This is a genomic window from Pseudomonas sp. PDM31, from assembly GCF_019218965.1.
Classification (GTDB): domain Bacteria; phylum Pseudomonadota; class Gammaproteobacteria; order Pseudomonadales; family Pseudomonadaceae; genus Aquipseudomonas.
Genome location: NZ_JAHUWS010000004.1, coordinates 161,827 through 181,341, shown reverse-complemented (window position 1 = coordinate 181,341; position 19,515 = coordinate 161,827). Strand labels below are relative to the sequence as shown.

18 protein-coding genes and 1 pseudogene are annotated in these 19,515 nt (G+C 57.8%); 3 read left to right on the top strand and 16 right to left on the bottom strand.

Annotated elements, in window-relative coordinates; all coding sequences use genetic code 11:
• Nucleotides 1-1,278: 1,278 nt before the first annotated feature.
• Entirely contained in the window at nt 1,279-2,655 is a 1,377-nt protein-coding gene (locus KW839_RS09670; RefSeq protein ID WP_218424185.1) for a GGDEF domain-containing protein, read from the top strand.
• Nucleotides 2,656-2,776: 121 nt separating this feature from the next.
• Here the strand turns inward: KW839_RS09670 and KW839_RS09665 are convergent, their stop codons facing one another.
• The gene (locus KW839_RS09665; RefSeq protein WP_218424184.1) at nt 2,777-3,700 is read right to left on the bottom strand and encodes a DMT family transporter; all 924 of its coding nucleotides are present in this window, start codon (nt 3,698-3,700) and stop codon (nt 2,777-2,779) included.
• 657 nt (nt 3,701-4,357) lie between these two features.
• Between KW839_RS09665 and KW839_RS09660 the strand changes: the two genes are divergently transcribed.
• On the top strand, nt 4,358-5,089 hold the full coding sequence (locus KW839_RS09660) for an ABC transporter substrate-binding protein (protein WP_218424183.1): 732 nt from the start codon (nt 4,358-4,360) through the stop codon (nt 5,087-5,089).
• A gap of 8 nt (nt 5,090-5,097) precedes the next feature.
• On the opposite strand, the pseudogene KW839_RS09655 reads toward KW839_RS09660, so the two are convergent.
• From KW839_RS09655 to KW839_RS09640, 4 genes and pseudogenes are all read right to left on the bottom strand, one after another.
• Nucleotides 5,098-5,697, bottom strand: a pseudogene (locus tag KW839_RS09655) (cation:proton antiporter); the annotation flags it as partial.
• A gap of 154 nt (nt 5,698-5,851) precedes the next feature.
• Nucleotides 5,852-6,478 carry an isochorismate family cysteine hydrolase YcaC gene (gene ycaC, locus KW839_RS09650; RefSeq protein WP_218424182.1) on the bottom strand — a complete coding sequence of 209 codons (627 nt, stop codon included), beginning with the start codon at nt 6,476-6,478 and terminating at the stop codon, nt 5,852-5,854.
• A gap of 55 nt (nt 6,479-6,533) precedes the next feature.
• The gene (locus KW839_RS09645; RefSeq protein ID WP_218424181.1) at nt 6,534-7,220 is read right to left on the bottom strand and encodes a hydrolase; all 687 of its coding nucleotides are present in this window, start codon (nt 7,218-7,220) and stop codon (nt 6,534-6,536) included.
• A 125-nt stretch (nt 7,221-7,345) separates the two neighbouring features.
• Nucleotides 7,346-8,212, bottom strand: coding sequence for a pirin family protein (locus KW839_RS09640; protein ID WP_218424180.1), 867 nt, complete (start codon nt 8,210-8,212; stop codon nt 7,346-7,348).
• Nucleotides 8,213-8,308: 96 nt separating this feature from the next.
• Between KW839_RS09640 and KW839_RS09635 the strand changes: the two genes are divergently transcribed.
• Nucleotides 8,309-9,217 (top strand): LysR family transcriptional regulator, encoded by a 909-nt coding sequence (locus KW839_RS09635; protein ID WP_218424316.1) that lies wholly within the window; start codon nt 8,309-8,311, stop codon nt 9,215-9,217.
• A 308-nt stretch (nt 9,218-9,525) separates the two neighbouring features.
• Here the strand turns inward: KW839_RS09635 and KW839_RS09630 are convergent, their stop codons facing one another.
• From KW839_RS09630 to aguB, 11 genes are all read right to left on the bottom strand, one after another.
• A complete protein-coding gene (locus tag KW839_RS09630) occupies nt 9,526-9,723 on the bottom strand; it encodes a ribbon-helix-helix protein, CopG family (RefSeq protein WP_218424179.1) in 198 nt (65 codons plus the stop codon).
• A 205-nt stretch (nt 9,724-9,928) separates the two neighbouring features.
• A complete protein-coding gene (locus KW839_RS09625; protein WP_218424178.1) occupies nt 9,929-10,501 on the bottom strand; it encodes a hypothetical protein in 573 nt (190 codons plus the stop codon).
• Nucleotides 10,498-12,186 carry a DUF3987 domain-containing protein gene (locus KW839_RS09620; RefSeq protein WP_218424177.1) on the bottom strand — a complete coding sequence of 563 codons (1,689 nt, stop codon included), beginning with the start codon at nt 12,184-12,186 and terminating at the stop codon, nt 10,498-10,500. Before KW839_RS09620 ends, KW839_RS09625 begins: the two co-directional genes overlap by 4 nt.
• Entirely contained in the window at nt 12,183-13,238 is a 1,056-nt protein-coding gene (locus KW839_RS09615) for a toprim domain-containing protein (RefSeq protein WP_218424176.1), read from the bottom strand. Before KW839_RS09615 ends, KW839_RS09620 begins: the two co-directional genes overlap by 4 nt.
• A gap of 3 nt (nt 13,239-13,241) precedes the next feature.
• The gene (locus KW839_RS09610) at nt 13,242-13,469 is read right to left on the bottom strand and encodes an AlpA family transcriptional regulator (protein WP_218424175.1); all 228 of its coding nucleotides are present in this window, start codon (nt 13,467-13,469) and stop codon (nt 13,242-13,244) included.
• Nucleotides 13,470-14,010: 541 nt separating this feature from the next.
• Nucleotides 14,011-15,450: a tyrosine-type recombinase/integrase gene (locus tag KW839_RS09605; RefSeq protein WP_218424174.1), complete on the bottom strand. Its 1,440-nt coding sequence runs from the start codon at nt 15,448-15,450 to the stop codon at nt 14,011-14,013.
• 277 nt (nt 15,451-15,727) lie between these two features.
• Nucleotides 15,728-16,438, bottom strand: coding sequence for an SDR family NAD(P)-dependent oxidoreductase (locus KW839_RS09600; RefSeq protein WP_218424173.1), 711 nt, complete (start codon nt 16,436-16,438; stop codon nt 15,728-15,730).
• 60 nt (nt 16,439-16,498) lie between these two features.
• A complete protein-coding gene (locus KW839_RS09595) occupies nt 16,499-16,720 on the bottom strand; it encodes a 4-oxalocrotonate tautomerase family protein (RefSeq protein ID WP_218424172.1) in 222 nt (73 codons plus the stop codon).
• Between the two features lie 313 nt (nt 16,721-17,033).
• Nucleotides 17,034-17,246 (bottom strand): hypothetical protein, encoded by a 213-nt coding sequence (locus KW839_RS09590; RefSeq protein ID WP_060544032.1) that lies wholly within the window; start codon nt 17,244-17,246, stop codon nt 17,034-17,036.
• A gap of 245 nt (nt 17,247-17,491) precedes the next feature.
• A complete protein-coding gene (aguA, locus tag KW839_RS09585; RefSeq protein ID WP_218424171.1) occupies nt 17,492-18,598 on the bottom strand; it encodes an agmatine deiminase in 1,107 nt (368 codons plus the stop codon).
• 5 nt (nt 18,599-18,603) lie between these two features.
• The gene (gene aguB / locus KW839_RS09580) at nt 18,604-19,482 is read right to left on the bottom strand and encodes an N-carbamoylputrescine amidase (protein ID WP_218424170.1); all 879 of its coding nucleotides are present in this window, start codon (nt 19,480-19,482) and stop codon (nt 18,604-18,606) included.
• Nucleotides 19,483-19,515: the final 33 nt, after the last annotated feature.

The following is a 19,515-nucleotide window of genomic DNA, read 5'->3' as shown; positions in this document are numbered from 1 at the left end:
TGAACAATTCAAACAAATCAGCTTTCGGGCTGAGGGCACCAGCACTCAAGCTGCGACGCGGTTCGGGTAATTCTCAATGAGCTCGAAACGGTCGGTTACCTGGTAACAGACCAGGCCCGAAATGATAGCGGTAAGTTCTCCCGCCTCGCCTACGTCGTCAATGAAATCCCAGTTCCACCGCAGACGGATAATCCGGCGCCGGTAAATCCCCCCCTAGTAAGTACTGAAAAAGCAGCAAAGGGGTCGCCTGACGTCTCCCTGGACGAGGACGGCATTTTCGATCAGACCGCCACGTTTTCCTCGATCCAAAGCAGCTCCTCGAATGGTACCGGCGGAAGCTTGGCCGCGACCTCGGCTGCAATGATGGACAGCCCCAATATTCCTCCTCCCCAGCGTAAGGAATCCCCCAATGGCAGCCAAGAAACCGGCCACCAAGGGCGCGGATGTTCAAGCAGCCAAACCAAAGCCCCGTACAGCCCGAAAGCCTGGAGCCCCCAAGAAACCAGCAGAACACCCAGTCACTGCTGCTTCTGAGCTCGCCCACGATTGCGATTTTTTTATTGTCGTGCTGGGAAATTTTCGGGTGACTCACTCATTGGGGCGACGCTATCAGGGGGCGTTGTCATGTCCCCATCGAAGTGTTTTTTAGGTGCACCTCAGGTGCTACATATAAACAAGACAAAATGGGACGGACGAGTCTTGAATTCAGGGCTTAGGAAATGTGTTTTTCGTTGCACTTTGCCGGAATAACTCAAAGTGATACGTAACCAAAAAACTTGGGGCAGGTAGGGGGCATCTGCTTAGAGGACATATCTCGAATGACTGCTCCTGGCCGTTTTCTGTCTGTTGTGGTCGGCAGAAAACGACCCAAAGTTGCCCTGTCACATCAGGTTGAATTCTACCGTCCACAAACGGTCGGTCACTGGTCGTCAAATTCCGGGAGTCGGATGCCTGTTACGCGGAAATAGTCGGTGATCGAATCTCACTGCTGAGGTCCTGCACCAACTGGATCACCTTATAGAGTTTCGCCAATACATCGTCGACCCGCTCCCGGCATGGTGAGGCCTGCCTGAACTGTAACCGGCCAAGTGGTTCGTCAGTTGATTCATCTATTGCGTGTTGTCGTTGGGTACAGCCAAAGGACAATAATTTGCAGTGAGAGCCCTGCGCTCTGCCTATGCTGCAACCAACGAGCCCATTGGCGAGAGCAGGAGGTCAGATGCTTGGTAACAGGAGCGCAAGACAGGTTTCCCCAAATGCCATTTTGGAGAGGCTATCATGAGGTGGGTAATCGAGTCTGCGCGCGCCGTAAAGGTTGGCAGCTGGATTATAGGGGCAATCTTGATCGTTATCGCCGTTATCGGGGTGGCCGACCGCTATCACCGTCAGCGCGCTCTGCTATTGGAGGGGCAGCAAGCATTGCTGGCTCATCGAAGCAGCTGGGGCTATGACACTCTGGTACGCCAGCTGGCGACCCATGAACTGCAACTATCACTGCTTCGGGCAAATCCCCTACCGACCGGGTGTCTGCCAGACCAGTCCATTGCCGAGCAGCAGCGCGCTACAGAGACCCAGACTGAAGGTATCGAAGAGCTGACTCAGTACACATCGCGAGTACCCATAAATCAAGTTGCGGCTTTGCCCAGTCCGCTGGCACCACAAATGCGCCTGACGAAGGGCGGCATTCAGATGACCAGTCGACAACTTCTAGGCTACAGCTGCAGCGGGCGTAACGCAGTGATACGGGAAACACAGACTCGGTTACAGCCGTTACCGCTGCCGCCGCGTTCGGCGATCGGGCCGGCGTTTGTCGATGCGCTTGTCGTGCATGTCGCCGTGAGCCACGGCCATAACCCCCCCTTGTATGTCGACATTCGTTTCACCGGCGACAAGGCAGACCTGCTACCTGCCACAGCCGCCAACTGGCCCACGACACACATTTCAGAGGAGCAAGGCCAGGAGCGTTTTGTCCGAGACATAGAGGACCCACAACATGCCCTACACCTGCAGTTCTATAGTGAAATCCTGACACCGAGTTTCCTGTCACTGTTCCTGAGCTGGAATGGTCTCGGGTTGTCGATGCTGGTTGGCATGCTTGCCAGTGTGCTGTCGATCATTTGGCTGTCGGGGAAATTGATTGACGCCTACGGGATACAGCATCGAGCGGCGACCCGCGACTTTCTTACCGGGCTGTACAACCGACGGGAGGCGATGGCACTGGCAGAGGCGGAATTGGCCAGGGCCCAGCGTACGCCCAGTTCGTTGTGCATATTTCTGCTGGATATCGACCACTTCAAACGGGTCAATGATACCTACGGCCATGACGGCGGGGATGAGGTGCTGAAGTTTTTTGCCCAGCTGCTTAACCAAGCCGTACGCCAACATGACCTGGTCGCCCGCATCGGTGGGGAAGAGTTCCTCATCCTGCTCCCAAATACCGATTTGACGGGCGCACATACGATGGCCGAGCGCTTGTTGCAGATCCTGCGCGACTCGACGCTGGACTATGCCGGAACACCTATTGGCGTCACCTGTAGCATAGGTGGCACAGCTTGGCGTGGGCCTGAAGACAACATTCAGGCCATGCTTATCCGTGCCGACCTTTTGCTTTACCAGGCCAAACAACAAGGCCGAGACCGCTATGTGAGTGACTAACGCTAATCTGCTGCTTATTGAGGAGCACTGCCTTCAGCAAGAACAATGATGCGACGATTACGTCAGCTTTTGGCCGACAGCTACCGCTCACGGACGACGTCTCTGGCCCAAGAACCGCCTATTATTTAAATTTTTTGGCACGCAGAATCAGGAAGCCGGCGATGACAATCAAAAAGATTCCAGCCCATGTGAAAATGTCCGGCACCTCCTGGAACAGCACATAACCCCAAAGGCAGGCAAAAATCAGGTAGGCATAGTCGAAAGTCCCAATAAGTGCAGGAGGCGCAACTTGGTAGGCCTTGGCGGTAGCTGTATTTATGAAAATCAGGGCACAGGCGTAACAGAAGATAAAAAGCATCTCCTGCCAGCCAGGCGTCTGCCATGGAGAGAGTAAAAACGCGGCACCAGCGACAGTGGACTCACTGACCATTAGCGATGCGATGCCTCCGATGACGGCGGCGACAAGAAAAGCGACATTCAAGCCCAGAGCCAATACAAGTGGATGTTCATTGCGACAATGTTGGCGTGTCACAACCATAGCGACCGCGTAGAAAACAGCCGCAATCACAGGTAGCAAAGTTGCAAGAACGAAAATATCTGATCCCGGGCGTAACACTGTGGCGACACCCGTGAAGCCTATTCCCATCGCAACCCAACCCCGCAGTGATAACGGCTCACCTCCGTAAAAGGTGGAGAAAAGCGCTATGAAAAGGGGAGTTGTGTAGATCGCCACGGCAGCTACTGATAACGGGATCAACGGTAATGCTGAGTAGTACGTTATCCACATTAACAACAGCAGAATGCTCCTGATCGTCACCCAGAACATCGAGACGGGTGAGTGTCGACCCGATCTGATGTTCCTGCCGAGCCAGGTTCCAAGGGTGGGCACCGATAGGCAGGACACGATGAGGAAAAGCTGCCAGAGCGGAAGTCTGGCGCTGAAATATTTGACCGCTGCGTCGGCCAGTGAAAGGAGAAAGACAGCAGCGCTGATTAGCAATATGCCCTTGGGAACGCTGTCGACGCTTGCACTGTACTTCCTCACGAACCGCACTCCTGTTCCGTCAGTGAACTGAGATCCTAACAGAGGGTGGCGCACTCCTAGAGCATATAGCCAACACGTCAGGCGCTAATTTTCACTGTGCGCCGTTGTGACTATCGGCTGCACCAGATCTGAGCCGTGCGGGCCAACTACTCACGTCTGCCTCTGGCCGTTTTCTGCCCGTCTCTTAAGGCAGAAAACGACCCAATACTGCCAGTCGTGGCTGGCAGTCAATGATAGATTTTCAGGAAGGCATTACATTCAATGCACCTAGGATTTGATCAGCTACGCTTGGTGTAAGACAAACTTCAAGGATGATGCTGTCCAACTGGCTAACCCAACCTCTGAAGGTGGCTCGAATTTGTCCTCGCGTGCTCAAGCACAATCTATTTCTTTGAATAAATACCCTCCGACCGTTTGCACTTGCTGACGGGATTAGACGAGGTTTCAGATGGTGCCCGTTAGAAAACATTGGCATTCTGTCTCCGTTCGATGGGAATCGGAGGCCCAATCTGAGTGCCTGAAAACGCTGGCACCAATCGATGACCGTAGGGCGAGTTGTCGATGCTCGCTGTCGACTCGAATCATCTGGTGACGCGTTTATAGTGACTCGAAGGATGAACAGGAGCAGCCCGGGTGGGATGTATGAAAAGGAGGATGTTGGCCGCGATTCTGGCTTTCAGCTCATCCCATGTCCTGGCCGATGAGTGGCAGGTATTGACGCACAGTACCGGCCTTGAGGTGTCCCGTACGAGCGGGAGCCTGCGCGGCTTGCCACATAGTGGGAAGCGCGCCTTCTACCTAGAGCTGGTACGAACGTTGTTGTCAGAGCTCGGCGAGCCTATGGAGATTACCGAAGTGCCACTGGCTCGAGGCCTGGCGCTGGTACAACAAAACGAAGGCATTGCCTTTTTCAATGTAAGCCGAACGGCGGACAGGGAATCGACCGTCAATTGGGTAGGGCCGATTTCCAGCGAAACGGATCGGCTATATGAAAGCGCCGAACGTCCAACCGGAATCAATACGCTATCTGATGCTCGCCATTTACCCGTCTGTGTGCTGAACCACAACGTGGATGATGCTGCCCTTGTGAGCCAAGGTTTTACTGCCATCATCCGTAGCAATAGCTATTCGGGCTGCTTCAAGATGCTGCAAGCGGGCAGAGTGCTGCTTGTAGCTTCATCGATATGGGGCTTACAACATAAGCTGGCCGAAGCCAAGGTCTCTGCCTCTGCATTGCGTCTAACGCCGGTGACGATCCTCACCTCCGATGGATACATAGCACTGTCCAAAAGCACACCTGGTTCGGAAGTGGCTCGATGGCAACGGGCACTCGACCAGATCAAACAGAGCGGCAAGTATGACGACATATTGAGTCTTTATGCGCATTGATCGGGCTGTACGAGATCTATCACCGGGCGCAGCAGGTAGCGTCCACCGACGATGACCAGGCCGATGCTGCCCAGCACCTTGAGCAAGGGTTCGATGCCGCCCGCACTGGCGGCGTAGGCGGCACCGAGCAGGGGAATCACTGCAATCAACGGGATCGCCGCGATGTCCTGAAACAGCAGGATGGCGAACGCCTGGCGGCCATGCGGGCTGGTCAGTTCCTTGCGTTCGGCGAGCAATTGCAAGCTGAAGGCGGTGGATGACAAGGCCAGGCCCAAGCCGAGTACCAAGGACGTATTCAGCGCTTGCTGAAAACCCCAGAAGGCTACGCCGGCGATCAACAGGCCAGTCAGCAGCACCTGGGCGAGGCCAGCACCAAACACCGATTTGCGCATGACCCAAAGCCGCCGTGGCGACAACTCCAGGCCGATGATAAAGAGCAACAGCACCACGCCGAGTTCAGAAATATGGCTGACGCTCTGCGGGTCATCGATCAGCCCCAGCAGCGACGGGCCGATCAGCACGCCGGCCGCCAGATAACCCAGCACTGCTCCCAGCTGCAGGCGCTTGGCCAGCGGCACCGCGATTACGGCGGCCAGCAGAAATACCACCGCGGCCTACAACAGGCTGGTTTCATGGGGCATGGCGGGCTTCCTTGGGCAAACTGCGGATTGGCTGTGAGGTTGGGGTTAGGCGTACAGCGCGTGTTGATTATGTAGAGGCAGGTTGGTGGCTGCATGCAATAACGCAGCCACCGCTCCTGTCTTACTTGCCGGCGGTAAGGGTGCTGTAGCTGGTGATCAGGTTGCGATAGTCCGGAATGTGGTTGGAGAACAGCGTGCCGAGGCCTTCAATATCGTTGCGCCAGTCGCGATGCAGCTCGCAGGCCAGGCCGAACCAGGTCATCAGCTGCACGCCGGAGCTGGACATGCGATCCCAGGCCGAGTGACGGGTGATTTCATTAAAGGTGCCGGAGGCATCAGTGACCACGAAGACCTCGAAACCTTCTTCGAGGGCCGAGAGTGCTGGGAACGCCACGCAGACTTCGGTGACTACGCCGGCAATAATCAATTGCTTCTTGCCGGTGGCTTTCACCGCCTTGACGAAATCTTCGTTATCCCAGGCGTTGATCTGGCCAGGACGGGCAATGTAGGGCGCGTCCGGAAACAACTCCTTCAGCTCAGGCACCAGCGGGCCATTGGGGCCGGTCTCAAAGCTGGTGGTGAGGATGGTCGGCAGCTTGAAGTATTTGGCCAGGTCGGCTAGGGCCAGCACATTGTTCTTGAACTTGTCTGGGTCCTGGTCGCGAACCAGCGACAGCAGGCCGGCCTGGTGATCGACCAACAGTACGGCTGCGTTGTTCTTGTCGAGACGTTTATAGGGCGTAGTCATGGTGCTTCTCCTTGCTTCTACTGAGTGTCATGCGCACAGGTGGCATGGCATGGGGTTAGCGTTGCGAGTCGAGGGTTTCGTTGTCATTGGCCACTTGCTGAGCTTTTAGGTAGCTCTCGATCAGCAGTTGGTAATGCGGGAAGACCGCGCTGTAGGCCTCGGCCCACTGAGCCGCGTCGGGGCGGTTCCAGGTTTGCTGGACTTCTGAACAGACGGCTGCGGTGTCCATCGGCACCACCCCGGCCTGGACGATGCGTGCCAGGGTGATCTCCTGGGCCATTTTCGAGTAGGTGCCGGAGGCGTCGATCACCGCGAATACCCGGTAGCCAGCCGCGACCGCGCTGATGCTGGGGAAGGCCATGCACACGCTGGTAATGGTGCCGGCGATGATCAGGGTTTTCTTCCCGGTTTTCTCCACTGCTGCAACAAAGTCCGCGCTGTCCCAGGCGTTGATCTCGCCCTTTCGCGCCACGTACTGGGCGTGGGGTGCGGCCGCATGGATCTCGGGAATCAGCGGGCCATTCGGCCCCTGCGGCACCGATGCCGTGGTGATTACAGGTATCTTGGCCAGAGTGGCGATCTTCGCCAGGGTGATGGCGTTGGCACGCAACTCGGTCATCGGCATGTCCTTCACGGTCTGAAACAGCCCGCTCTGGTGGTCGATCAGGAGTAACGCGGCATCGTTGGGGTCGATCCTGGGGATCTTGCCGTTGAAGTTGGCGACTTGCGCAAATGTGCTCATAGTCATTTCCTCTTTCTCAGGGTGAGGCCATCCTGGCCTGGACGGGAAACTGCCCGTTTGGCCCACAAATCCGCTGTGGGGGATGTGTACCAGACTAGGCAACAACCAAGTCCGGTGTGTGATCGTCAGTCGTGCATGCGGCCGAACTCGCCTGCCTGCAGATCGCGGATCGCCTGCTGGATCTCGGCTTCGTTGTTCATCACGAAGGGGCCGTAACCCACCACAGGCTCATCGATAGGCTCACCGCTGAGCAGCAACACCAGTGAGTCGCCGTTCGCCTCCAGCAACATTTCGTCACCGCCGCGATCAAGCAATGCCAGTTGACCTTCGCGTACCAACTCGACGTCATTGACCAGCAAGGTGCCGCGCAGCACCACCAGGGCGGTGCTGCGCCCTTCATGCAGTCGTAGAGCAAGCGGTTTGTCGGCCGTCAGGCGCATGTCCCAAACATCCATGGGGGTGAATGTCTGAGCTGGGCCTTGGTGGCCGGCGTACTCACCAGCAATCAAACGCAGCTGACCGGCTTGGTCGGGCAAGGGCAGGGTGGGGATGTTGGCCGCCAACAGCGTCTGATAACCCGGTGCGGCGAGCTTGTCGCGCGCTGGTAGGTTCACCCAGAGCTGCACCATCTCCAAGGTGCCGCCGCTGCGGGCGAACTCCGCAGAGTGGAATTCCTCGTGCAGGATACCCGAGGCCGCGGTCATCCATTGCACGTCGCCGGGGCCGATAAGGCCGCCACTGCCAGTGGAGTCACGATGCTCCAACTCGCCCTGATAGACGATAGTCACCGTTTCGAAACCGCGATGCGGGTGCTGACCAACACCGCGCCGTTGCGTTGTCGGGGTGAAGTCATGCGGACCGGCATAGTCCAAGAGAAGGAACGGACTGATGTGTTTGCCCAGGCTGTCATAGGAAAACAGTGAGCGAACCGGGAAGCCGTCGCCGACCCAGTGGGGGCGAGGGCTGCTGTAGATACCGATGATTTTTTTCATGTCGTGGCTCCTTGAATCCATGGAGAACACGATAGAACTGCAACACAGGTTGCGGTAGATCCGCTAAATTAGCCTCAGAGTTCTATTTGGAGAACACTGGTGGAAGACCTTAACGACCTTTATTACTTCGCTCAGGTGGTTGAACAAGGCGGTTTCGCTCCTGCCGGGCGCGCCCTTGACATGCCCAAGTCCAAGCTCAGCCGGCGTATCGCCAACCTCGAGGAGCGCCTCGGCGTGCGTCTGATTCAGCGCTCCACGCGACACTTCTCTGTTACCGAGATTGGCCAGGCGTACTACCGCCATTGTGTGGCGATGATGGTGGAGGCGGAGGGGGCCGCTGAAATGATCGAGCGCAACCGTTCGGAGCCGCAAGGTGTCGTCCGGATCAGTTGCCCGACCGCACTGCTTAATTTCTGGGTGGGTCCGATGCTTGCCCGCTTTATGCTCAAGTACCCTCTGGTGGAGCTGCATATCGAGAGCAGCAATCGCCAGGTCGACTTGATTCAAGAGGGCATCGACATTGCCTTGCGAGTACGCTTTCCACCGTTGGAAAGCAGCGACCTGGTGATGAAGGTTCTGGCCAACAGCACTCAATGCGTGGTGGCCAGTCCTGCCTTGTTGCAGCATCTGCCCGAGCCACTAGTACCAGCAGATCTATACGGTCGGCCCAGCCTCCATTGGGGCTCGGCGCAGCGTGAGTATGTCTGGCTGTTAGAGGACGAGCATGGTGCCAGTGCCGCAATCAAGCACCGTCCGAAACTAGTGACCGATGATCTAATCGCCCTGCGGCAAGCGGCTTTGGCAGGTATTGGCCTCGTGCACCTTCCTTCTGTCGTCGTGCGCGACGACCTTGCCGCCGGACTTCTAGTCAACGTTATGCCGCAATGGGCACCGCGAACGGGCATCGTGCATGCCGTTTTCCCATCCAGGCGCGGCCTACTGCCGTCCGTGCGGGCTTTGATCGACTATCTGGCTGAGGAGTTCGCAAGAAGCGACATGAGCTGATTCAGATGTCTCGGAAATCTCGCCGTACCGGCTCAAAGTGAAAAATGGATAGGCGAGCCTTGCGTACTGCCAAGGCAAAGTGTGAATCGCTCGGCTTTGTAGACACCCTATGACCGCTTTTGGCCGATTGCTGACTATCTCAATCGGCGGAAATCGAAAAGAAACCACCCTCCAATGTACATAAAGCCACGAATTTTATGACTGTTCTGCTTTATATACGCGTGCGCGTGCGCGTGCGCGTACTGGTCTGAAAATCATCAAAATTCGCACGCTTTAGGGACGACGAAAATCCAACTGTTTCAGAACGCTTAGGGAACTGATGAAACACGGTTCTGGAACAGAACCACGTCACGCTCCAGCTTCTCTTCGATAGCCAGACGCACGAACTCTGAACGGTTGGCGCTGGGATAACGGATCAGACGATCAATCGCGGCCACGGTTTCAGTTTCAACGGACACGATCAGGCGGATTTTCGGCTGATTCTTGAACAGGCGGTTCTTGCTCATCGCTTACTCCTCGGTCTCAACTAATTACATACTCCCACGGCCGTAATTCGAAGACTGGGCGGCACTCGGGGTGGACTTTACTTTGCGCCGTTGCGCCGATGGCGTTCGGCGCTGCGCCGGTCATGTTTGGCGCACTGGCGCAAGCATCCCAATGCGCTGCGCCGATGCGCTGGGGGGGGTTATAACTTCACTGTCGGGGCGTCGTTCATTCGCTCGTCTCCATCGGGGTGTTGTTATAACGCTGGCGCAGATCAGCCCCAGCCGCGCAGTAACGGCCGGTTGCCGCATGGCAAGCACGGCAGCTCATCAGGTGGTTGGTGTATGCCGCATCGGCCTCTCGCCATGCGTCTGACGCCGTCGCGGCAGTGTGGACGGTGCGCTGTGGCTTATGCTCCTCCGCAGCGTGGACCTCGACCGGTTGGTCGCTTCGCTGCGGCCGATTGATCCAGGCCGGGCTGGCGCGGATCGTGTAGGCCACCAGTCCCGCATCTGTTCCGGCCAGCTCGACAAGGTCGTTCGGCTCCAAATGCCCGCCTTCCAGCAGCACGGCAGGATGGATGCCGAGCAGGCGTGCGACACGGTAAAGCCAGGCGCTCGACGGGATAGGATCGTTAGCGGCGCTCAGTGCGGCGATGATCTCGACCTTGTGCGCCGTCAGTTCGGCCAGCAGTTCGGCGGGCGGCTCGAAGTCAGCACGCAGTTTCAGGCGACCCTCCTGACTGACCGCCATCTCGACGCCGGCCACGCTCGCACGGTGCATCAGCTCGGCGGCACTCACAGCTCCCGCTCCCATGGCTGTTCGCAACGCGTGTTTGCGAACGCTAGGAGCTGCGGATTCTGCGGATTCTGCGGAAGGCCGTGCAATTGCTGGCCTTCCGTGTGCGGAAGCTCTGCGGAAGTTTGCGGAAGCTCTGCGGATGCTGGATGGGTTGCGCGGGGGAACCGTGCAATTTCCGCAACATTCCGCAGATCTTCCGCAGTCGTATAACCGCGCGGTTTCTGGGTTTCCGCAGAATCCGCAACTTCCGCAAGGGGGTTGATCCTGAATTGCTTGCCGTCGATGCTCAGCAGGTGGTGATACTTCAACAAAACGGCCAGCAGCTTGTCGCGCACCTTGGCCTTACGAACCGCAGGCGGCCCAGACTTGCCCAGATCATTGACATGAAACACTTGCCACTTTGCCGCGTGCTTAGGGTCGCGCAACCAGCTCAACAGTTCAGCGGCGCGCTTCAGCTCCGGATCAACCGCGCCTGCATCGATGTAGCGCGACCACTCGGAGAGGGAGTAGCGCGCCAGCATGCAAGCGCGGCGCATGCAGTCGGCATCGATATGCTTAACACCCTCAAAACAGCCGAACACCGCAGCCAGGCGCAACGCCTGCTCGGCGCAGCGGGCGGCGAACTGTTTGAGCTCAGCGAACATTCCGAGCGGCCCTCGCTCGCGTTCGATCTCGTTGCGGAACTTCACCCATTCCTTTTTAGCCTCTTCATCAGGCTCCAGAACGGGCGGGGTGACCTCGCCGGTTTCTGGGTCGATATACTCCGGGCTGGCGGCGATCTCTTTAAGCCTCGACCAGTACGCTTGCAGACGCGGGTCTGCGTAGGCGTTGCGCTGCAGTGACTCAACGGTGATCAAGCAGTTGCCGGCCAGACTATCCGGCGCGGCGAGCAGGAAGCGCGCAAGAAAGCCCTGCCCGACCAACAGAGGATTGCTCAGTGCCTCCTTCACGACCACCGGTTGCGCCATCAGGTGTATGCTCAGGCGGCGGTTATAGGCCACGCCGGAGCCTTCCAGGTTGCTGCGCGAGCGGGTGCGCTCGAACTTCCCTGAGGAATAGACTGTAGTCAGGCCACCGAGGGTCGCGGCCTTGGTGTCAGCCTTGAGCGAGTGACCACAGAGCATTTGCCCGCCTTCGTCCGTGTCCCAGCTGGCTGCAGACTTGCCCCGGATGAAGTCGCCGACCAACGGCTCGTAAGTCGCATCGCTGTATTGGGTCTTCGGATCGGGTGGCAGCGGGTTTGCCGCCAGATACTCATTACGCTCCTTGCCTTTCAGGCCAGCAGCCATAGCCTCAATCTCAGCGCAGGCTTGGCGGTGGCGGGCACGCGCCTCCTTCTCCGCTTCGTCAATCGTCTTGAACGCCAGTTCACGCGCGCTCGACTTGCCCTCCCCCGAATCGAACAGTGACAGCATGAACAGCATGCAGGGCGCACCTTCCGGCTTGTCCTGGGGGTGCCAAGCGTTGACACGCGTCTGAGCCGAATGGGTGATTGCGCCGACAATGCATTGCCCAGCGATGGCGGCAGGCACCATTGCATGCTCGACAATCGCCTCGACTGCGCCGCGAAGGATGTCGGGCAGAGCGTCCAAGGGATAGGGCGTCGGCGGCACGACGTCCGGCAGCAGCGGCTTAGGTGCCGACACTACCGGGGTCTGAACTTCGGTCATCAGGGAGTCGTTCATACCCGGCCCTCCCGCCAGACGGCCAAATCGTTGAAGTCGGAGAAATGCCGCGGCGCATCCTCCGGCCAGGCTGGCAGGACGTACCCGCAACTGAGCATCGCAGCCGCATGGATGGCCGCCACCTTGCCCGTGTTGGGCTTGCCCTCGACTTCCTTGGCGCGGTCATCGTCGCCGCCGACGATCAGCACGGCATCGGGATAGCTGTGCTTCAGCTCTAAGCCAGCCGGCAGCAAATTGCCGGCGTTCATTGCAGCGGCGACCGGCTTGCCGGTCTGCTCGTGAAGCGTGGCAGCCGTGGCGATACCCTCGACGATGAACAGCTCGACGCCGGGCTCGATACGCCCGAACAGGCCATAGCAACCGGTGATCCGGCCACCCGAAAGGAAAAGCTTGTCGCCATCGGCCTTGATGCGCTGAAGGTTCACCAATTCGCCGCGCCAGTAGATGGGAACCAGTAATTCGCTGCCGAGCTGACGCAGATGATGGGGTTGGATGCGCTTGCGGACCAGATATGGATGGGTGGGATCAGCCGGGCCCGCGAGCGCCCAGTTGCGACGTGCACGAGCGGCGGCCTGCTCCCACTTGGCCCGCGTTTTTTCATCGTCTTGCTGCTTACGCTGCTCACACTGACGGGCGTAACGCTGCCGCTCGACCTCCTCGGCAAGCAGGTCGCACTGTGGGCCGCCACCAAAAGGCAACCCCAGTTGCCCGGCGATAATGCGAGCGGCATCGATCTGCCGGCAGCCGCGCAGGTAGGCCAACAGCGACACGAGGTCGCCACCTTTATCGCCGCTGGCGAAGTCGTGCCATTTACTGGTGTGACAGTCGATGCTGAACGACCCGGGCGTGCGGTCACCGCGCACCGGATTGATTGCCCAATACTCTTTGCCCTTGCGAGTGCCATCCGGCAGCCAGTCGGCCAGCAGATTGTCGGCAGCGAGCAGAGCCGCATTGGCGATGCGCTGAATCTCAACATGGATCAGGTCAGCGGTGTCTTTCTTCAGGCCGAACGCTGCCGGCCCGCGTTGGTTCGCGGGTTGTTGGGTACGCATGGTTTAAGCCTCCTGCGAAGTCAGGAAGGCTTCGACGGCCTCGACCGGCCAGCGAACCGAGCGACCGAAGCGAACGGCACGCGGGAAGCCAGGCATTTGCGACCAGCGCCACCAGGTCGTGCGGCTGACTTGGTAGAAAGTGCTGAGTTGTGCCGTGGTGCCGTAGGTGCCGGGAATCGGCAGATTAGGTGTTGTATTGGCAGGAGTAGCGCTAGTGTTGTGTTGATGCATATTGAGCGTCCATTTCGAACTGCATTGGATGCCCCTCAGGGATAGGGTAGAAAGCCACCAAGACCGCACGACAGGTCATTGGATCTACGCTGGTCAGGCGATATGAATTTGCATTGACGCGAAATTCAGGTGGCTTAAACTCCCTGCGTCTACAAGCTTTGCTTGTAGATAGTGAAGCCCTCTCAAAAGCTTCTCCCCTTGGGGTATGTGTACTGGCTTGCCGGTATGCAAAAGGACGTTAGAGCGCCCTCCCCAGATCAGCCCTCGGCATTAACGTGCCGGGGGCTTTTCTTTGTCTGCATTCCAGCAGCGACTACATACCCAGTACTCCCGAGCCACAGCACTCGAGGCGTTTCATCTGGGTCGATGCGTCTAGCCAGTAGCCGCATAGTAGCGATACGTTCAGGAAGATCAACATCCCCATTACCGAGCTTTCACTAAGGCGTAACTGCTTACACACACTCGACTTTTAACCATATCAACCCATACACAACCAAGGTGAATCAATGGCATCGGGTGTCCGAAACATTTTGTTACAATCTCACCTCCTCCCGGACAGTCGCACTACCTTGGCGGTCTGCTTTTTCCCCAACACCTTGGCGAGCGCGTGCTCGAACAGTTCAATCGCGCGCTGCTTCTCCGGTAACGCCGCCTCGGGGTTATTTCTGTAGTGAAGATTCGCCACACCAGTCTGGCCGTGCGCTTGCAGCAGGTCGGACAGTTGATCGCTGATGCCGTATCGCTGCATCAGTTGGGTGCAGGTTCGGCGCAAGTCGCGCGGCGAGAAGCTGGGGGTCTGCTTCCCGTCAATAACCGCGTGCTCTGACTTCAACCAGTCGGCAAGGGCATGGCGCGGGCTGCTGACGACGATGTGCTGCTTTCCGGTGGTGGTCCACGGCCAGGGGTGACAGCCATTGATCTCCTTCACACGTTCCAAAATGGCGACCGCTCGCTCTGTCAACGGGACTAAATGCGGCCTGCTCATCGTTTGACCTCCGCGACCCTTGCGATGGACCAAGCGCACGGTACCGGCTTCCAGATCGTAGTCATCCCAGGTGGTCTGGCAGATGTTGAGAATGCGCTGCCCGCCTGTTGAAATGACGAACTTAAACAGCAAAGCCATGACCGGCCCGATGCCTTCGGTGGTTTCGACTGTTCCCCAGAACTTGCTCAGCTCCGCATCCGAAAGCGCCCGGGTAGCGGGTGCCGATACCTTCTCGACTACAACTACGGTGGCCGGGTTGCTCACTAGGTTGTAGCTCTTGGCGCTCGACCTGCCGACCGCATTCTCGGCGCGCAGGCCATGATTGAATGCCGCTGACAGGAATGAACGCATCCGTTCAGCCTGTACTTTTGCACCGCGATCCCAGATCGGATTAAGAATGGCGAGAATGTGGTCGGGGCGAATGTCGCGCGCCTTCATCGCCATGATGCTGGGGTGAGGGGCCAGCATATTGGTCTGATACAACCGCTCCAGTTCCTTGATGACGCCGGCAGTGGCTCTCCCCCTGCGTGAGTCGATGTAGTCGAGAAACAGCTCTCCGAAGGTGCCGCATGACGCTTCGATTTCGGCGAGGTGCTGGCGCTCTCGGGCTTTCCCCTCCGCTTTCAGGCGTGCAGCTTCGACAGCGCGCTCGTTTTCGGTACGTGCCGCTTCGGCGTCGGCTTCCTGTTTTGCCAGGTACGCCTTCACGTCGCCGTGCGCTTTAGCTATCTGCGCCATTGCGGCTGCTTGGTCGCGCAGTTCCGGCAGGGCAAGGCCGACTTCACGAGCGTTGCGCCGATACACGCCTAGCTTGATCAGCACTTGCTTGCCAGCCAGGTGATAGCGGTAGTAGCAAACGGGCGAGCCCTCGTTCGCCCGCTTGAACACCAGTGCCCCCGTGCCACGTCCTGGCAGGCTTTCGACCAGAGGTGAGCAGCCGGGAGTCATGCCCTTCACCTTCTGATCATTCACAGTCTTCGATGCGTTGCTCGCCATTGGTCGCCTCATCTTTGGTCACAGCTTTGGTCACAGCTTCTTGGGTGACTTTAGACTACAACGTGCAACAAGACGAAACAACGAAACAAGACTAATACCTTGTATATGAACGATTTGTCTCGATTTCGTTACTTGATGAACCATGGAAAAACGCCGAGACAAGCCGCTTGTAATCAGTAGGTCCCGGGTTCGATTCCTGGTGCCGGCACCATACAAAACAAAGCCCTCGTAGAAATACGAGGGTTTTGTTGTTTCTGTCGTCCCAAAAAATCAGGTCTCAGTGACCCGCACTCTGCCCGCCATCCACGTGCAGGATTTCGCCAGTAACAAACTTGGCGCCATCCAGGTACACGACCGCCTGCGCAATATCGTCGATCTCGCCCATATGCCCGACCGGGTGCAGGTTGCCCAGTGCTTCATGGGTTTCTACGCCGTGCATCGGGGTCTTGATGATGCCGGGGCTGACTGCGTTCACCCGAATCCCGCGTTTGGCGTATTCGATAGCCAGGGATCTGGTCGCCGCGTTCAGGCCGCCTTTGGTCAGCGACGCCAGTACCGATGGCACTCCGTCGATGGCGTGATCAACCAGGCTGGTGGTGATGTTGACGACGTGGCCGCTGCCCTGTTTTTCCATCTCGGCGATGGCGAGCTGGGTGATGTAGAAGAAGCCATTGAGGTTCACCGACAACACGTTGGCATAGTCTTCAGGGGTATAAGCGGTGAACGGTTTTGCGATGAAGATCCCGGCGTTGTTGACCAGCGTATCGATACGACCGAAACGGGCAATGGCTTCGCGGATGACCCGCTGGGCAGTGGCCGGTTCGCCGATGTCGCCGGCGACAGTGAGAATGTCCGGATCGCTGGATGGCTTGATCGAGCGCGACGTGGCGACGATCCGGTAACCGAGTTCACGGAAGGCCTTGACCATGCCGTCGCCGAGACCTTGGGATGCGCCGGTGATAACGATGACTTTTTTCGAATGGCTCATGATGAATACCTCTGACGACAATAATGATTAAAAAGCGACCAATTCACCGACACACGGCTGTCATGACGGCCCCTCACTCTCAGCCAGCTGCTTGCGGTACTGGGTGGTGGTGATCCCGGCGTAACCCCAGTTATCGGTGTCGACTTCCTCGATCACGATATGGGTCAGTTCAGGGCGTTTGTTGAGCACGCGCTCCAGGGTTTCGGTGATTTCGGCGATCACCTGAGCCTTCTGCTCAGTGGTAACGCCATCGCGGGTAATGCGTACGCTTACGAAAGGCATGAGGACATCTCCAGTGACCTTCCCGTCGGGATGATGGGGAGGTGTTGGAACTCAATGTATGGAGTTAGCAGAGGGGGATAAAGGTGGGGGCCGGAACATCATTAGTTACGCGATGTAATGAGTTATATAAGACTCGCGTTGTGGTCCTGGCATAGGTTTACACCTGCTTCAGTCTCCAAACTGCGGGGGTTGGCGTCAGGTGGTAGTGCGTTAAAGATCAAAAGATCGCAGGCTGCGATTTTTGATTTTTTCTCAAAAAAAAGCGCCACCATCGCGGCAGCGCTTTTCCCTGATCAATCCGTTGTCGTTGTTCCTATCCTTCCATTACATCCCACAACGCTTCCAGTTCCGCCTCGCTGAACAATCCAGCAGGGTAGCGCTCGATCATTGTCCGGCGCGGATCAGTCTCACCGATCTGACACGTTTCGTTGGACTTGAACCAGTGCGCCAGACTCTGGAGCGATTCGCTGTTTACCGCCAGGGGATGCATTGCCCGCTCGCTTGCTACATTCACTTCGGCGTTCATTCCAGCGCTCTCTCCCGGTTTTTGAGCGGCTAACTTATCCAAGGTTTATGACAGAACATCGAAGTCCTTCCCCTCCCCGTCTTGCACATGCGCAGATACAAGAGCTGTGCCAAGGTCGCTGAAATGTCGCCAGCCGGATACAAAAAAGCCCGCGATCCTTGAGGACTGCGGGCTTTCGGTATCAGCGATGAAGTCAAAGCCTGACAAACTGATTTTGCAATCAACTCAATATGTTACAACCGCACTCACTCTTTGTGCGGCGCAGGCTGCTGCTGGGTAAGGCAGTGAATATTGCCGCCCCCCAGTAACAGTTCGCGACCCGGCACCATGACCACTTCGTGCTGCGGGAACAGGTTCTGCAAAATCTCTTTTGCCGGAGCATCCTGCGGGTCATCGAAGCTCGGGGCAATGATGCCGCCGTTGACGATCAGGAAGTTCACGTAGGAGCCGGCCAGACGAACAGTCGGATTACGCTCCTGAGTACCGTCCACCGGATCGACACCGGCGCATTCTTCCTCGGTTGCAAACAGCGGGCCCGGAATCGGCATCTTGTGCACCGTAAATGGGCGGCCTTTGGCGTCGGTGCTGTTTTGCAGCACGTTCATTGCCGCTTGGCAGCGCGGGTAGTTCGGGTCTTGCGGATCATCGGTCCAGGCCAACAGCACTTCACCCGGACGCACGTAGCAGCAGAAGTTATCCACATGACCGTCGGTTTCGTCGTTGAACAACCCGTCCGGCAGCCAGATGATTTTATCCACAGCCAGATTCGCGCTCAGCACCTCTTCGATTTCCCCACGGTTCATGTGCGGGTTGCGATTGTGGTTGAGCAGACACTCTTCGGTGGTGATCAGGGTGCCTTCGCCGTCGACATGAATCGAGCCGCCTTCAAGCACGAAGCCTTCGGTGCGGTAGCGCGGGCTGCGCTCGATTTCGAGGATCTTGCCGCCGACCTGGGAATCACGGTTCCACGGTGAATACAGACCGCCTTCGAAACCGCCCCAGGAGTTGAAATCCCAGTTCACACCACGGACTTCACCGCTGTTGTTGATGACGAACGTCGGGCCGGTATCCCGGACCCAGGCGTCATCGCTGGACATTTCCACCACGCGGATATTCGGCACGTCCAGGCGGGAACGAGCGTTCTCGTACTGGCCGGCGGAGACTGCCACGGTCACCGGTTCAAAACGTGCAATGGCTTTGGCCACAGCGACATGAGCGGCTTGTGCCGGTTTGCCGCCCAGGCGCCAGTTGTCCGGGCGCTCGGGCCAGATCATCCAGGTCTGGGTTTGGGGTGCCCACTCGGCTGGCATGTAGAAGCCGTCGGCGCGAGGGGTGCTGTTCAAAGTGGTCATGGCAATCAGGACTCCAGGGAACCGTCGAGGGTTTTCAGAGCGCCGTACAGGTCTGGACGACGGTCGCGGAACGAACCCCACGCGCTGCGGATGTGCTCCAGCTCGTCGAGGTCGAAAGTGTGCACCAGAATACCTTCTTCGGTTTTATTGAGCTCCTGAACTTTCTCGCCGAACTGGTTGGCGATGAATGACGAGCCGTAGAAGGTAATGTCGTAGCCGTCCTGCTCTTCGTTGCCGATACGGTTGCTGGCGATCAACGGCATCAGGTTGGCACCGGCATGGCCCTGCTGCACACGCTGCCAGTGATCCCGTGAGGAAATGGTCTTGTCGTGGGGCTCGCTGCCGATGGCGGTCGGGTAAAACAGGATCTGCGCCCCCAGCAAGGCCATGCTGCGCGCACATTCCGGGAACCACTGGTCCCAGCAGATGCCCACGCCGATCTTCGCGTACCGTGTGTTCCACACTTTGAAGCCGGTATCACCCGGATTGAAATAGTACTTTTCGTGATAGCCAGGGCCGTCGGGGATGTGGCTCTTGCGATAAACCCCCAGGTTGCTGCCGTCGGCATCGATGATCGCGACGCTGTTAAAGCGAGCACGCCCCGCCAACTCGTAGAAGCTGATCGGCAGCACGACTTGCAACTCTTTGGCGACTTTCTGGAAGTGCCTGATGGCAACGTTGTCTTCGACAGTTGTGGCCAGCTGCAGGTAATCCGGATTCGGCTTCTGGCAGAAGTACGGGGCTTCGAACAGTTCCTGGATCAGGATGATTTGCGCGCCTTTGGCTGCGGCCTCGCGGACCAGCTTTTCAGCGGTCTCGATGTTGGCTTCAAGGTCCCAGGAACAGGCCATCTGGGTAGCGGCTACGGTAACGTTACGAGTCATGAAACATCTCCGGGGCAAGCGCTGGAATCGAGC